Here is a 14,581-nt window from a genome sequence, read left to right as displayed (position 1 = left end):
TCGTTTCTTACGCATCTTTCGTTTCTTTCGTTTCAGCGATAACCTGTAAACGTCCCGTTCACATCAAGCCGGCGGGCCGAGGAGAAGTTCATGGCTGCATCACGCGCGCAGGACACGACCGTTTCCCCGGTACCCGAACAGGCGGATCAGATCGCCACGCTGCTCAGCTTCATGGAAGCGCACGAGGCGCGCCGCGGCGGAGCACCGGAGCCGAGCTTCTTCCTCAGCGGTGCGGGCGAACATGACCGTGTCGAGCTCAGTGAACAGCTCTACGCCGTCCTCAGACAAGCAGCAGCTGCGTTGAGTCACGGTCAGTCCGTCAGCATCTCCGCTCGTGATCAGGAGCTCACGACTCAGCAGGCCGGCGAGATCCTCGGTATCAGTCGGCCCACCGTCGTGCAGCTGATCGAGGCCGGCGAACTCCCTGCACACGTCCCCGGAACGGTGAGGCGGAAGCTCTACCTCTCCGACGTCCTGGCATACCGGGATGAGATTCAGTCGCGTCGCCGTGCTTTCATCGCGGAGAGTTCCGCCCGGTACAGCGACGCAGACGTCGACGACATCTCGGAATTGCTCACAGAAGCCCGCAAAGCTCGCTGACGCAGCGATAGACGCGCAGCGGCTGTGGAACACTCATCGGGTGTACACGGCCGTCCTCGACACCTGCGCCCTCGTGCCTGGCCTTCAGCGTGATTTCCTGCTCCAGCTCGCGGCAGAGAGAGCATACGCACCCCTATGGGGCACGGGGATCCTGTTCGAACTCGACTACGTCCTCGCGCGGATCGATGACCGGCGGGGCGTCGATCCCGGCGACAGCGATCACGCTCGCGCCCACCTGTTCGAGGAGATGACGAAAGCCTTCCCGGGGTCGACCATCACGGCACCGAAGAACAGGGCGTACGACTATCAGCTCGAGGATCGCGACGACGGACATGTCGCGCACGCCGCGATCATCGGGAAGGCGGACGCCATCGTGACGGACGACGAGCGAGCCGGATTCCGGACGTCGCGAGCTCTCCGCGACGCCAATATCGAGACGCTCAACCCCGCAGAATTCGCGGCGAACACGGTCGCAGCACATCCACATGCGGGGGCTCGGTCCCTCCTGCAGCTGTCGACACGACGCAACACGACTCCCGGCGCGCTGCTCGACGAGCTTCGCGATCGCTACGCCATGACAGGTGCTCATGCGGTCGTGCGATCTCTCCTCTGAGGAAGATCGTCGAGGTCACCCGTGACGGACCTCTCCATCGCCTCGGTCCCTCTTGCTGCCCGACCGTCAGGCCCCGAACCGTTCCCGCAGCGCGTGGTCGACCGCGATGTCGCCGAAGGATGCCGTCCAGGCGCCGTCGACCGCGATGGACTGCCCCGAGAGATACGGAGCCTCGTCGGAGAGCAGGAACGCCGTGACGGCCGCGACCTCCTCGGCACGGGCGATGCGCCCCATGGGCGGTCCCTCGGCGAGTGCGCGCTCCTCGGCGGCCGGGTCGGCGGCCCGCGCGATCTGGGCTTCGAGGTGCGGGGTGCGCACGCCGCCCGGCGCGACGGTGTTGGCGCGGATGCCGAGTCCGCCGTAAGTCACGGCGACGCTGCGGGTCAGCGCGTCGATGCCGCCCTTCGTGAACTCGTAGGCCGCGTGATCAGTGAAGGACGCGCGGCCGTGGATCGAGCCGATGTTCACGATCGCCCCCGCGACGCCCTGATCCACGAAGGCCGAGACCGCGGTCGAGCAGCCCCAGATGTATCCGAAGCCGTTGATGCCGAGGATCTCGCGCACGGTGTCCTCGTCAAGGTCGTGCAGCGGCGTGCGCTTCGTGATGCCGGCGTTGTTCACCCAGCCGGCGAGAGGCGCCCGGGCGCGGGCGGCTGCGGCGGCGCGCTCATGCGTCGCGCGGTCGGCGGCGTCGCCGAGCACGACCTCCGCCACGATGCCCTCTTCGACCGTGCCGGACCCCGGCGAGCGCTCGAGCCCGACCACGATCCAGCCGTCGGCGGTCAGGCGCTCCGCGATGGCTCGGCCGATGCCCTTGCCGCTGCCGGTCACGACGACACTGCGGTTCGTGACGACACTGCGGTTCGTGACGACGCTGCGGTTCGTGACGACGCTGCGCGGGGAGTCTGTCATCTCAGTCCCTCTCGAATCGGAAGACGGCGGGGTCGAGGTCGAAGCCGAGGCCTACGGCATCCGTCGGGTGCACCCGCCCCTCGAACGACGGACCGCCGAGGATGAACGAGGGCGCCGGGTCGTACGGGTTGATGCCGCGCGCGAAGGTCTCGACGCCGATGCCCAGGTGCGCGGTGACCTCAGGATAGACGTGCCCCGACACCGGCACGCCGCGCTCCACGGCCCACGCGATCATCTCGCGGGCAGGGGTCACACCGCCGATCGCGACGACGTCGAGGCGCAGCACGTCGACGCCGCCGACCTCGACCAGCGCCTTCAGCACGGCGGGGTCGGTCACCTCATCGCCGACCGAGACGGTCAGCCCCGATTCGCGACGGATGCGGGCGACGCCCGCGGCGTCCTCGGGGAGCAGGGGGTCCTCGAGCCAGGCGAGCTGCGGATCGCCCCACTGCGCGATCTCGGCCAAGGCGGCGTCCGCGTCAGGCCAGCCGAAGCCGACGTCGACCACGAGTCCCGTGTCGGCGGGGAGTTCCGCGTTCAGGGTCGCGATGAGCTCTCGCATGTAGGCGGGGTCGGGCGAGCGGGAGATCTTCACGTTCGTCCAACCGTCCGCCTGTGCCAGCACCTCGTCGGCGACCTCGCGCGGGGTGCGCGACGGCGAGGGGTAGGCGGCGACCAGCATCGACTCACGGGGAGCATCGCCGGTGCCGAGCAGCGACCACAGCGGCACACCCGCACGCCGCGCCGCGATGTCCCACAGGGCGATGTCAACCAGGCCGATCGCCCGCCGCACCAGACCCACCCGTCCGACGATGGCACTGCCGCGCAGCATCCGCTCCCACGTCGCAGCGGGGTCGTCGGCATCCGCCCCCACCGCGTGCGTTGCGACGAGCCGCTCGACGATCTCGGCCATCGGCGCCTCGCGCGAGAGGCAGTAGGCCACCCCGGTCGTGCCGTCGTCAGCGGTCGCCCGCACCGCGCTGTACTCGCGACGCGTCACTGTCATCGCGCCCAGCTGCAGGGGCGCCGGAAGCGGCAGCACAGCCGTGGCCGTGTCGATGCGGGCGATCGTGCTCATTCGGGCTTCTTCGCCAGCGGCACGCCGTAGTCGACCATGAAGCCGCCGTCGACGTAGAGCGTCTGGCCGTTCATGTAGCGCGACTGGTCGGAGACGAGGAAGCTGACCGCCGCGGCGATCTCGCTCGCCTCGGCCAGGCGCTTCGCCGGGATGCGCGACAGGATCGTGTCGAGGCTGAGCGTGCCCGCCTCGACACCCTGACGGAACACCCCGGTGTCGACGTAGCCGGGGGCGACGGCGTTGACCCGCACACCGCGCGAGGCCCACTCGGCACCCGCGGTCGAGGTCAGCCCGATCACCGCGGCCTTGGTCGTGGCGTAGGGCGCGCGTCCCGCCGAGCCGCGCGACGAGATGGACGAGATGTTGACGATGCGGCCCTCGCCGCGCTCCAGCATCCGCTTGCCTGCGGCCTGCAGCGCCGAGAAGACGCCGTGCAGGTTGACGTCGACCACCGCAGCCCATTCGTCCCAGCTGAGGTCTTCGATGCCGCGGTGGCGCTGGATGCCGGCATTGTTGACGAGCACCTCGATCGGGCCGAGCTCGGCCTCGATCTCGCCGAACACCCGGTCGACACCGGCATGGTCGGTCACGTCGAGCTCGCGCCACAGGATGCCGGCGGGGTTCTCCTGCGCCGTGAGACCGGGCACGCGGTCGGCCGCGACGACGAGATACCCGTCCGCCGCGAGGCGCTGGCCGATCTCCCAGCCGATGCCGGCGGATCCTCCGGTGACGATGGCGACGGGGGCGGTCATGGCTCTCCTCAGGGTCGGCGAGATTTGCTATAGCAAGTGTAGTCGGGGCGCGATCAGCGGTCGAGCAGGGCCGCGACGACCACGACGGCGTGCTCCTCGAGCAGGTCGAGCGCTCCGGGCGCGAGCGGGGTCTGCCAGGCCTGGTAGGCCCCGCGCTCGTAGGCGTCGCGCGTCGGCAGATACACGAAGCCGGGGCCGTTCGTGAGGTTCATCACGACGATCGGCGTCTCCGGGAAGCGCGCCCGCAACGTGGTCTGCAGCCGCGAGTACGCCTCGCCGGGATGCCCGACGATCACGGCATCGCCCAGACGCCAGGCCCACACCGGATGCTGCACGGTCGGGCCGTCGATGTACCCGTCACGCAGGTTGCGCGCACGACCGAGGCGCTCCTCGCGGGAGCGCGGGTCGATGTCCTTCCACTCCTCGGCGAGCTCGTCGAGCGTCGGCAGGTCGCGCAGGGGCAGCTCGACGCGCGTCACGGAACCCGCCGCGCCCTCCCCGCCGGCGGCTGCGCGTCCGGCCCAGATCGCGAGCGGCGCACCGGACTCGACGACGCCCTCGAGCGTCAACTCCTCCCCCGGGACCGGCAGCGCGTCCAGCGCCGCGAGCACCGCATGGCCGAGCGAGCGTCCGTGACGGTCCGCCACCGCGACATCGCCGGTGTACTGCTCACGCGGGGCCAGCTCCCCCGAGGCCCCCTGCACGAACAGGCACGGCGCCTCGGTGGCGGCCTCGACGATCTCGCGCATGGCGCCGACGTAGTCCGGCGACACCTCGCGGTTCTGCCAGGCGAGCGTGGTCGGGTGGCACGCGTAGTTGACGATCGTGCCGCGCACCGCGCCGTCGACGCTGAGGCGCCCGACCGTCACCGTGTCATCGGCCGCTCCCGCGGGGTTGTAGCCCACCAGCGGTCGGCCGTCGACATCGAGCTCGCGGTCGGCGGCCAGAGTGCAGGTGCCGGTCGTCCACTCGATGAGTCCGGGAACCGCGCCGTCCAGTGCCTCGCGTCCTGCCGCGATGCCCGCCGCGGCGAGCGCTTCGAGGTACCCCGGGATCAGCTCCCCGCCCGGCAGGTGCGCGTCGGCCGCGCAGAGCACCGCACCGGCATGGGTGTGCGAGAGCGAGAGCATCAGCTGGTCGGGCTGGAGCCCGAGGCCGTCGAGGATCGCCCCGCGCACGCTCCGCTCGTCGGCCACGCGACGCCACCAGGTTCCGTCGACCGCGAGCAGCACGCGCGGACGATCGTCGCCCCCGATGACGGCGAGCGCGGTGAGCTCGAACGGACGGTGCGCCCCCTCGGAGCGCTCCCAGTCGGCGGGACCCCAGTTCTTCGCACGGATGCCGACGGGCGGCGTGATGTCGCGCCGGGCCACGCCGATGCGCGCCCGGGTGCGGGGGATGCGGATGCGATCGCCGATCGCCGTGCTCGTCATCATGCCTTCCTTCCCACGCCGGCCGGAACCGCGCCGGTCACCGCTCCCTGAGACTGCCAGAGCGCCGCGGCCTCCGCACGTCGGCGACGCTCCAGCACCGGGTCGGCCACCGGGATCGCGGCCATCAGCCCGCGCGTGTACTCATGCTGCGGATCCGCGAACAGGGCGTCACGGGCGCCGATCTCGACGATCCGGCCCTGCTGCATCACCGCCACCGTGGAGGACATGTACCGGATGACGGCGAGGTCGTGGCTGATGAAGAGGTAGGTCAGACCCAGCTCGGCCTGCAGCTCGCGGAGGAGGTTGAGCACCTGCGCCTGGATCGACACGTCGAGCGCCGACACCGACTCGTCGAGGACGAGGAACTCCGGTTCGAGCACGAGCGACCGCGCGATGGACACCCGCTGGCACTGGCCGCCCGACATCGAGCGGGGCAGCCGGTGCGTGAACTCCTCGTCCAGACGCACGCGGTGCATGGCCTCGCGCACCTTCTCGGCCCGGGTCGCCCTGGTCCCGATGCCGTGCGCGAGCAGCGGCGCCTCGATGATCTGGGCCACCGTCTGCCGGCGGTTGAGCGCGGAGAACGGATCCTGGAACACCATCTGCATCCGTCGCCGCAGCTGCCGCAGCTCCTCGCCGCGCATCTCGTGCGGGCGGTGCCCGTCGAAGACGACGGCTCCGGCATCGATCCCGCCGAGCGCCAGCACGGCCTTCGACACGGTCGACTTGCCCGAGCCCGACTCGCCCACGAGCCCCACGGTCTCGCCGCGACGGATCTGGAACGACACGTCGTCGACCGCGGTCACACGGCGGCCGGAGCCGAGGGTGAACACCTTCGACACGCCCTGCACGTCGACCAGCACGTCGCCGGTCTCGCGAGCCTGGTCGACCGCGCTGATCGACCCGGCCTCGGCCACCGGCTCGGTACCGCGCTCGAGCACCTCGGCGGCCGTGCGGATCGGCTCGTGCACGTCGATCGTGAGGTCGACCACGGCGCCGAGCAGCGCCTTCGTGTACGGATGCTCCGGCTCGGCGTAGAGCTTGTCGACCGGGGCCTCCTCGATGACCCGCCCGTGTCGCATCACGTGGATGCGCTCGCAGAAGCCGGCCGCGACGCCGAGGTCGTGCGTGATGAGCACGACCGCGGTGCCGTGCTCATCGGCGAGGCGGTCGAGCAGGTCGATGATGCGCGACTGCGTGGTGACGTCGAGTGCGGTGGTCGGCTCGTCGGCGATCAGCACGGCGGGCCGCGACGACATGGCCATCGCGATCATGACGCGCTGCCGCATTCCGCCGGAGAACTCGTGCGGGTACTGCGCCAGGCGCTCCTCGGGCAGCGGCACTCCGACCTCGGTGAGCAGCTCGACGGCCCGCGCGCGGGCGGCCTCCTTCGACACCCGGTCATGCAGCCGGATCGCCTCCACGAGCTGGTGCCCGATCGTGCGCACCGGGTTGAGCGACGACATCGGGTCCTGGTAGACCATCGCGATCTCGCCGCCGCGCACCCGTGTCATCTCCCGTTTGCTCAGCGTGAGCAGCTCCCGATCGCGCAGGCGGATGCTGCCGCCGAGCTTCGCGCCGTCGTTGAGCCGCATGATCGACAGCGCCGTGAGCGACTTGCCGGAGCCGGACTCGCCGACCAGGCCGATCCGCTCACCGGGCCGCACCGAGAAGCTGATGCCCTTGACCGGCATCGCGTCGCCGTAGGAGACGGTGAGGTCCTGCACCTGCAGGACGGGCGTGGCATCCGTCATCGGCCCTTCCCCTTCCGATCGCCGCCGAACTGATCGGCGAGCACGTTGAGCAGCCAGATGGTGACGAAGATGAACAGTGCGGGGAACAGCACGTAGCCGATCGACTGGTACATCTTCTGGTAGCCCTGCTGCACGAGGGTGCCCCAGGTCGCCTCGGGCGGCGCGATGCCCAGCCCGACGAAGCTCATCGAGGCCTCGAGCAGGATGGCATTGGCGGCGTTGATGGCCGCCTGCACCACGATCGGCCCGCGGGCGTTCGGCAGCACCTCGGCGAACAGCAGGCGGCTGCGCCTCGACCCGAAGGCCACCGCGGCCGTGAAGTAGTCCTCCTGCAGCTCGCTCAGCACCGAGGAGCGCACGAGTCGCGCGGTCGTCGGGGTGAGCAGGATACCGATGATCACGGCCAACTTGACCGGATCGGCCCCGAACGCCGAGATGAAGACCAGGGCGAACAGGATCTGCGGGATCGCCATCACGGTGTCGGCGAGACGCATCAGGATCTCGTCGAGGATGCCGCGCGCGAACGCCGCCGCCATCCCCCACGCGATGCCGAGCACCATGGCGACCAGGGTGGCGCCTCCGGCGATGAAGATCGTCAGCTGTCCGCCGTAGAGCACGCGGCTGAAGAGGTCGCGGCCGAGCTCGTCGGTGCCGAACAGGTGCGCGAGCGAGGGCGCGGCGAACCGGTCGGGCGACTGCGCCGACGGATCGTACGGCGCGATGAGCGGCGCGAGCACGCAGGCCAGCACGATCACGGCGAGGAGACCGAGCGGGATCCACGAGGCGAGGGCGACCCGGCGACGCGGACGGGCGGAGCGCAGGGCGAGGGTGAGGGTGTCAGCCACGGCTGCTCCTTGCACGAAGACGCGGATCGAGCACGCCGTAGAGGAGGTCGACGATGAGCGTCGTGAGGATGAACATCGCGGAGATCAGCAGCACGACCGACTGCAGCACCGCGTAGTCGCGCTTGAAGACCGCATCGATCGCGAGCGAGCCGAGCCCGGGGACGCCGAACACGTACTCCACGATGACGACGCCGCCGAGCGTGTAGCCGACGATGAGGCCGAGCATCGTGAGCCCGGGGATCAGCGCGTTGCGCAGCGCGTGGCCGATCACGACGCCGCTCGCCGACTGGCCCTTGCCGCGGGCGGTGCGGATGTACGGGGCGTCGAGCACCTCGACCATCGACGCCCGCAGGAACCGCATGAGCAGCGGCGCGGCGGCGAAGGCGAGGGTGAAGGCGGGGAGGATCATCCGCACGAGGTTGTCGCCCGGGTCCTCGCTGAACGGGGTGTATCCGCGTGCGGGGAGCACCTTGAGCTGCACGGCGAAGATCACGATCAGCACGATGCCGATCAGGAACTGCGGCAGCGCCATGCCGGCGGTGGAGACCGCGGTGAGGATGCGGTCGACGATGCCGAGCGGACGCAGGGAGGCGATCACGGCGGCGGGCGTCGCGATGACCACGGCGAGCAGGATGCCGATCAGCGTGAGCTCGAGCGTGGCGGGAAGCCGCTGCGCGATGAGCTCGGACACCGAGTACTGGTTGAAGTACGACTGTCCGAAGTCGCCGGTGAAGACGCCGCCGATCCAGCGGAAGTACTGCTCGATGATGGGGGCGTCGAGGCCGGCCTCCTCGCGGAGGCGCTGGAGCATCTCGGCATCCACGCCCGGGATCGAGCCGAGGCGGGTGATGACGGGGTCGCCCGGCAGGAGCCGGAGGACCATGAAGACGAGAAGCGAGGTGGCGATCAGCATCGCGATGCTGATCGCCACCCGCCGAAGGATGGACAGAGCCACGTCAGCCCTTGAGCTGCGCGTTCTCGAGGTGCAGCTGGCCGCCGCCCTCGACCCAGACGCCGTCGACCTTGGTGCTCGTCGCCGTGACGACCGTGGACTGCAGCGGCACGATCAGCGGAACCTGCTCGTTGATGATCGTCTGCACGGTGCCCCACTTCTCGGCACGGGCAGCCTCGTCCGGCTCGGCCACGGCGTCGGCGAAGGCGGTCTGGAAGTCGGGGTCGACCCAGTTGCACTCGCAACGGCCCTCGAGGTAGAAGTTCAGCGAGTACGCGGGCTCCGGGGGCGTGGACTGGAAGTTCGGCACGATGTACCCGGGGAAGCTCTTGCCCGCGGGGTAGAACGAGTCGACCCAGGTGCCGATGTCGTTGTTGTCGATCTTGAGGGTGATGCCGATCTCCTTCAGGCTCGCCTGCAGGATCTCGCCGCTCGTGTTCCACTCCGGGTACTGCCCGGCGATGCCCCACCACGTGAGCGTGTCACCCTCGGTGATGCCCGCCTCGGCGAACAGCTCCTTCGCCTTGTCGAGGTCGTAGGAGTAGTCGGTCAGGTCGCCGCCGAACCACGGGTTGACCTCGCCGAGCGCGTTGTTCGTGGGCGAGACGGTGCCCTGCCCGTAGTACGCGGCCTCGAGGATCGCCTCCCGGTCGGTCGCATAGGCGAGAGCCTGACGGGCGCGCACGTCGTTGAACGGCGCGGACTGCGTGTCGACCTCCCACGACGGCCACTGGCTCGGGTTGTCGGGCGTGACGAGCGCGATGTCGCCGCCGCCCTCGAGCCCCGCGACGTCGCCCTGCGGAACGGACCACAGCACGTCGATGTCGCCCGAGCGCAGACCGGTGACGGCGGCGGTGGACTCGGCGGCCTTGACGAGGGTGATCTCGTCGAGCGCAGGGGCCTCGCCGAAGTACTCCGGGTTCGGCACCAGCGTCAGGCTGTCGTCGGGCGTGAACTTGTCGACGATGTACGGGCCGGTTCCGATCGGCTCCTTGTCGATGGTGTCGAGCGCATCGACGTCGATCATCTTGACCCAGACGATGCCGGCGGCGAAGGTCGCGATCGGCTCGGAGAGGGTGATGACGACGGTCTTGTCGTCGGATGCCGTGACATCCGTGACCATGTCGATCTTGTTCTTCTCCTGCGTCGCGGTCTCCGGGTCGAGGTAGTACTCGAAGGAGGCGACCGCGTCCTCGGCCGTGAACGCGTCGCCGTTGGAGAAGGTGACGCCGTCGCGGAGCGTGAAAGTCCAGGTCTTCTGGTCGGGCGAGGCCTCCCACTTCTCGGCGAGGTCGCCGACGATCTCCCCGGACTCGTCGGTCTTGGTCAGGCCGTTCCAGAGCAGGGGGAACAGCACCTCCTCCCAGGCGAAGGTGCGGATGGCGGGGTTGAGCTGCGGAATGCCCTGCGCGGCGGCGACGGTCAGGGTGCCGCCTTCCTGCGCCTGGCCGTCCGAGTTCGACGGGGTGCTGCTGCAGCCAGCGGTGAGGAGCGCGGCGGTGAGCAACGCTGCTCCGCCGAGCAATACACGACGACGCGACATGGGTGCCTCCAAGGGTCGGGTGGTGCGTTCGGGTAGGTAAGGGTTTCGCTATAGCATGTAGCAAAACCACAGATACGTCTAGAGCGAATCGAGCGGATGCGATCACGTTCTCGTCACGTCTCCGCGGGTCGTCATCCCGCCACTCGGGAGAAATCTGCCATAGCATCGAGCGAACGATCACGCGCCCGCTCGACGAGCTGACCGCGCCGCAGATCGAGAAGGGCACCCGAATGCGCAGCGTCTCGGATCAGAACATCGCCGAACAGGTCACGGACGAGCTGCGTTCGGCCATCCACTCCGGCGAACTCGCCCCCGGGGAGCGCCTCGTCGAGAGGAAGCTCGCCGACCGCCTCGGCGTGAGCCACATCCCCGTGCGCGAGGCGCTGACCCGCCTCGCCGAGGAGCGGCTCATCACGCGCGAACCGCGTCGCGGCGCCCGTGTCGCCCAGCTGAGCGCGCAGGATCTCGAGGAGATCTCGAGCCTGCGGATCGTCCTCGAGCAGTTCATGGCGATCCGGGTGCAGGAGCGCTGGAACGAGGAGTCGGCTGCCCGGCTCGGCGCGATCATCCAGGCGATGTCGGATGCGGCACCCGGTGACATCGACGAGGTGCTGCGGCAGGACCGCCTCTTCCACGAGACGCTCGCCGACCTCGCCGAGCACCGCTTCCTCGACGAGGTCAGCGGACAGCTGCGCGGCCGCATCACCGGGTTCATCCATGCGGCCAACTCCGCGCTGGACCCCGATGAGCAGGAGGAGCACGTGCGCAGCCACCAGCAGATCGTGGACGCCATCGCGAGCGGAGACCCCGATCGGGCGCAGGCCGTGATCGCCGAGCACGTGACCCGGGCGGTCGAGCGCATCACGCCCTCCGCGGCACCCGAGTGAGCACGCCCGTGGCCGGGAAGACGATCGTCCTCACCGGGGCGTCCGACGGGATCGGAGCCGCGGCCGCCCGTCAGCTCGCCGCGTCGCCGCACCGCCTGATCCTCGTCGGGCGCTCGGTCGAGAAGACCCGTGCCGTCGCCCAGGAGGCCGGGGCGGAGTGGTTCACCGCCGATTTCGCGCGCCTCGACGAGGTGCGCGAGCTCGCCGGGAAGCTCGACGCGGCTGTCGGCGACGACGGCATCCATGTGCTGGCGAACAACGCCGGCGGCATCTTCGGCGACCGGACCCCGACCGTCGACGGGTTCGAGAAGACGATGCAGGTCAACCACCTGGCGCCGTTCCTGCTCACCAACCTGCTGCTCCCCCGCCTGCTGGCGGCACAGGGCTCGGTCATCAACACATCGAGCATCGCCCACCGCCTGTTCGGCCACATCGACGTCGACGACCTCGACAACGCCCGCCGCTTCAGCCCGAACAAGGCCTACGGCGACGCGAAGCTCGCGAACGTGCTGTTCACGAAGAGCCTGCACACCCGGTTCCATGCCGACGGTCTGAACGCGGTGGCCTTCCACCCCGGCACCGTGCAGACGAACTTCGCCTCGGATTCATCGAGCATCATGCGGCTGCTTTACCGCACTCCGCTCAAGCACCTGCTGCTCATCGGCCCGGACAAGGGCGGCGCCACCCTGCGGTGGTTCATCGACGGCACGCCCGGCGACACCTGGTTCTCCGGCGCCTACTACGACGAGCGCCAGCTGACCACGAAGGTCAACCCCCAGGTGAACGACCCCGCCCTCGCCGAGGCCCTCTGGCAACGCAGCGCCGCCCTCGTCGCCCTCCCCCCGCGCTGAGCCGCGCCGTCGCGCCGTCGAGTGCACGGGTACTCGACGAGTGCACGGCCTCTTCGCGTCGAGAAGCCGTGCACCCGGCGACATCCCGTGCACTCGGCGGCACGGGGGGCGGGGGGGAGGGGGGACTCAGAGCACGAGGTTGGACGTGTCGACGACGCGGTCGCCCTCGGCGGGGAAGGCGGTGCGCGTGACCGCGGACTCGACGTTGCCGGTGTGCAGGAGGGTGGATGCCGTGCCGAACGCGGCATCCGCGAGCTCGATCTTCCCGCCCTCGAAGCGGTTGCCGACCGCGCGGTAGTGGGTCGCACCCTTTGGGACCGCGACGTGGGTGGCGGCCCCGTCGGCGCGGAAGGTGGTGTCGGTCAGGGTGAGGTGCAGCTCCCCGTCGCCGGTCCGCGCGATGCCCGTGCCGCCCTTGATCGCGACATCCGATCCAGCGATCTCGATCACCTGGCGCTCGCCGCGAGCTGCCGCGATGCGGGCGTTGCGGAGCGTCGATCCCTCGAACCGCAGGTGCGCGGAGGAGGACACGATCGGCGCGGCGTCATCCGCCGCGGTGAGGGTCGACCCGCGGAACGTGACCGCTCCCGACCCCGCGATCTTCATGCCGCCCACGCGGTCGAGCACCGTGTCGACGAACGTGACGGGCGTCTTCACCGTGGCGTTGGTGAGCTCGCCCGGCGCGACGAACGTGAAGTGCGAGTCCGCGATGACGGTCGGCCGTGCCGAGTTGTCGGACGACTGGGTGATGATGAGGGTGTCGGATGCCGTGCACCCGCGCAGCTGCGCACCGTCGGCGTTGATCCACAGCATCCCGGACCCCTCGAGCGAGGGCTTGCCGATCACCTGCACGTCCTCCAGGGTGAGGTCGGTGATGCGCACACGCGCCACGAACCACGAGCAGATGTGCTTGCGCACCGTGATGCGCTTGGCCGCGGAACCCCAGGCCGCGCCGGAGTTCGCGAAGGTCATGAGCCCCGAATTGCCGGTGTAGGTGAGGTCGTGCTCGTACTGGCCGTGCGTGACGAACGGCCCCTGGTCATCGCCGTCGCCGTGGCAGTTCTCCACCAGGCAGTACGCGCTCGCGGTGAAGTCGTTGAGGTGTCGGGCGTTCGCGGTGTGGCAGTTCGCGACGTATCCGTACAGGCAGTAGATCTGCTGCGTCAGGTAGCCGGCGCCGCCCCAGGTGACCGAGGTGGGGTTCTTGAGCGTGCAGCTCACGGTCGAGTAGTACGTGTTCCACCGGCGCTGGATGAGCGGCCAGAACGTGCCGGTGCCGTCGATGTGGTCGACGTCGCAGCGCACCGCGTACTCGAACGCCAGCGGGTGCGAGCCGGTGTACTCGTCGGTGCCGGTGCCGAGGAAGGCCAGGTTCGACACCGTCACGTCCTGCACCGGCACGACCCGCCGCCAGGTCATCGTGCGGTCCTTGCCGAGCGGCCAGCCGTTCTTGTAGTTGATGCGGATGTGCGTGCCGTCGACGATCTGCGTCACCTGGACCAGCCGCTGCAGCTCGCGCTCCCAGCGACCGGAGAGCGCGTTCACCTCGGCGGCGTACCAGTCGCCGACGGTGAAGAAGGAGGAATCCGCGACCGGGAAGACATCGCCGAGGTCCGGCACGACCTCGTTCAGTCGCGCCTCCTGCACGGCATCCGTCACCTCGCCGCGGAAGAACATGACGGCCGCGAACGGGTCGTCCTTGCCGGCGTTCTCGATGCCGTCGGTCGTCATCAGGTGGCCCCCGAAGTCGAACGCGATGTGCGACCGCGAGAACCTGTGGCGGCGCACGAAGTTGAGGTCGCTGTGTGCCTCGATGCGGTGGATGCTCGCGTCGGCGACCATCGCGTCGAGCGCGTCGTCGGCGTTCGCGGTCGCGTCCATGACGCCGAACTTCCGGAAGTCGACGACCCCGTCGTGCACGAGCAGCCATGCTCCGCCCTTGGGCCCTGCCACCACCGTGCCGCCGTTCGCCGCCGGGGCGCCCTTCTTGACGAAGCGGTAGAGGCCCGCGCCACCGTCGCCCGCCGCGGCGTAACCGGACATGTGCACGAGGTCGCCGTCCTTACCCTTGCGCTTCGCGAGGTCCGTCGCCGTGCCGCCGTTCGCGACGTTCGCCGAACCCGTGGAGCTCAGGGGCGCCACGGGTCCTGCGGCCTGCGCTGACGACGAGGCGCCCACCGCGGCCACACCGCCGATCGCCGCCGCGCCGAATCCGGCGAGCAGCATGCGCCTGCTGCGCAGGGCCGCGGTCTCGATCTTCTCCTGCTGGGTCATGGTCATCCTCCTTGCGGCTTCATCGCCGCGTTCAGGCGGTCGGCCTTCCGGCCGAACCGCGTCCTCCGATCGATCCCCAGACCCCAG

The 14,581-nt window shown here is 69.7% G+C and carries 13 protein-coding genes; 4 read left to right on the top strand and 9 right to left on the bottom strand.

Annotation, left to right across the window (positions count from 1 at the left end; all coding sequences use genetic code 11):
- Positions 1 to 90: 90 nt before the first annotated feature.
- Both MME74_RS01125 and MME74_RS01120 read left to right on the top strand, forming a co-directional pair.
- Positions 91 to 600 carry an excisionase family DNA-binding protein gene (locus MME74_RS01125; RefSeq protein WP_267416806.1) on the top strand — a complete coding sequence of 170 codons (510 nt, stop codon included), beginning with the start codon at positions 91 to 93 and terminating at the stop codon, positions 598 to 600.
- Positions 601 to 640: 40 nt separating this feature from the next.
- Positions 641 to 1,213 (top strand): PIN domain-containing protein, encoded by a 573-nt coding sequence (locus MME74_RS01120; protein ID WP_267416805.1) that lies wholly within the window; start codon positions 641 to 643, stop codon positions 1,211 to 1,213.
- A gap of 66 nt (positions 1,214 to 1,279) precedes the next feature.
- Here MME74_RS01120 and MME74_RS01115 read toward each other — a convergent pair whose 3' ends face one another.
- Genes MME74_RS01115 through MME74_RS01080 form a run of 8 tightly spaced genes read right to left on the bottom strand, consistent with a single transcriptional unit; the run spans position 1,280 to position 10,482 of the window.
- Entirely contained in the window at positions 1,280 to 2,125 is an 846-nt protein-coding gene (locus tag MME74_RS01115) for an SDR family NAD(P)-dependent oxidoreductase (protein WP_267416804.1), read from the bottom strand.
- A gap of 1 nt (position 2,126) precedes the next feature.
- A complete protein-coding gene (locus MME74_RS01110) occupies positions 2,127 to 3,203 on the bottom strand; it encodes an enolase C-terminal domain-like protein (protein ID WP_267416803.1) in 1,077 nt (358 codons plus the stop codon).
- Positions 3,200 to 3,955 carry an SDR family NAD(P)-dependent oxidoreductase gene (locus MME74_RS01105; protein WP_267416802.1) on the bottom strand — a complete coding sequence of 252 codons (756 nt, stop codon included), beginning with the start codon at positions 3,953 to 3,955 and terminating at the stop codon, positions 3,200 to 3,202. Before MME74_RS01105 ends, MME74_RS01110 begins: the two co-directional genes overlap by 4 nt.
- Positions 3,956 to 4,008: 53 nt before the next feature.
- Positions 4,009 to 5,388 (bottom strand): hypothetical protein, encoded by a 1,380-nt coding sequence (locus MME74_RS01100; protein ID WP_267416801.1) that lies wholly within the window; start codon positions 5,386 to 5,388, stop codon positions 4,009 to 4,011.
- Positions 5,388 to 7,142: an ABC transporter ATP-binding protein gene (locus MME74_RS01095; protein ID WP_267416800.1), complete on the bottom strand. Its 1,755-nt coding sequence runs from the start codon at positions 7,140 to 7,142 to the stop codon at positions 5,388 to 5,390. Before MME74_RS01095 ends, MME74_RS01100 begins: the two co-directional genes overlap by 1 nt.
- A complete protein-coding gene (locus tag MME74_RS01090) occupies positions 7,139 to 7,987 on the bottom strand; it encodes an ABC transporter permease (RefSeq protein WP_267416799.1) in 849 nt (282 codons plus the stop codon). The genes MME74_RS01095 and MME74_RS01090 overlap by 4 nt, the downstream gene beginning before the upstream one ends.
- The gene (locus tag MME74_RS01085) at positions 7,980 to 8,918 is read right to left on the bottom strand and encodes an ABC transporter permease (protein WP_267416798.1); all 939 of its coding nucleotides are present in this window, start codon (positions 8,916 to 8,918) and stop codon (positions 7,980 to 7,982) included. Before MME74_RS01085 ends, MME74_RS01090 begins: the two co-directional genes overlap by 8 nt.
- A 25-nt stretch (positions 8,919 to 8,943) precedes the next feature.
- Positions 8,944 to 10,482 (bottom strand): ABC transporter substrate-binding protein, encoded by a 1,539-nt coding sequence (locus MME74_RS01080; RefSeq protein ID WP_267416797.1) that lies wholly within the window; start codon positions 10,480 to 10,482, stop codon positions 8,944 to 8,946.
- A gap of 230 nt (positions 10,483 to 10,712) precedes the next feature.
- Here MME74_RS01080 and MME74_RS01075 point away from each other — a divergent pair, with 230 nt between their 5' ends.
- Both MME74_RS01075 and MME74_RS01070 read left to right on the top strand, forming a co-directional pair.
- Positions 10,713 to 11,369 (top strand): GntR family transcriptional regulator, encoded by a 657-nt coding sequence (locus MME74_RS01075; RefSeq protein WP_267416795.1) that lies wholly within the window; start codon positions 10,713 to 10,715, stop codon positions 11,367 to 11,369.
- Positions 11,366 to 12,220 (top strand): SDR family NAD(P)-dependent oxidoreductase, encoded by an 855-nt coding sequence (locus MME74_RS01070; protein WP_267416794.1) that lies wholly within the window; start codon positions 11,366 to 11,368, stop codon positions 12,218 to 12,220. The genes MME74_RS01075 and MME74_RS01070 overlap by 4 nt, the downstream gene beginning before the upstream one ends.
- Positions 12,221 to 12,346: 126 nt before the next feature.
- Here MME74_RS01070 and MME74_RS01065 read toward each other — a convergent pair whose 3' ends face one another.
- Positions 12,347 to 14,494 (bottom strand): peptidase C14, encoded by a 2,148-nt coding sequence (locus MME74_RS01065; protein ID WP_267416793.1) that lies wholly within the window; start codon positions 14,492 to 14,494, stop codon positions 12,347 to 12,349.
- Positions 14,495 to 14,581: the final 87 nt, after the last annotated feature.

Source organism: Microbacterium oxydans, assembly GCF_026559675.1.
GTDB lineage: Bacteria > Actinomycetota > Actinomycetes > Actinomycetales > Microbacteriaceae > Microbacterium > Microbacterium oxydans_D.
The sequence above is the reverse complement of the archived record's forward strand: the minus strand, read 5'-3'. Positions and strand labels throughout refer to the sequence as shown.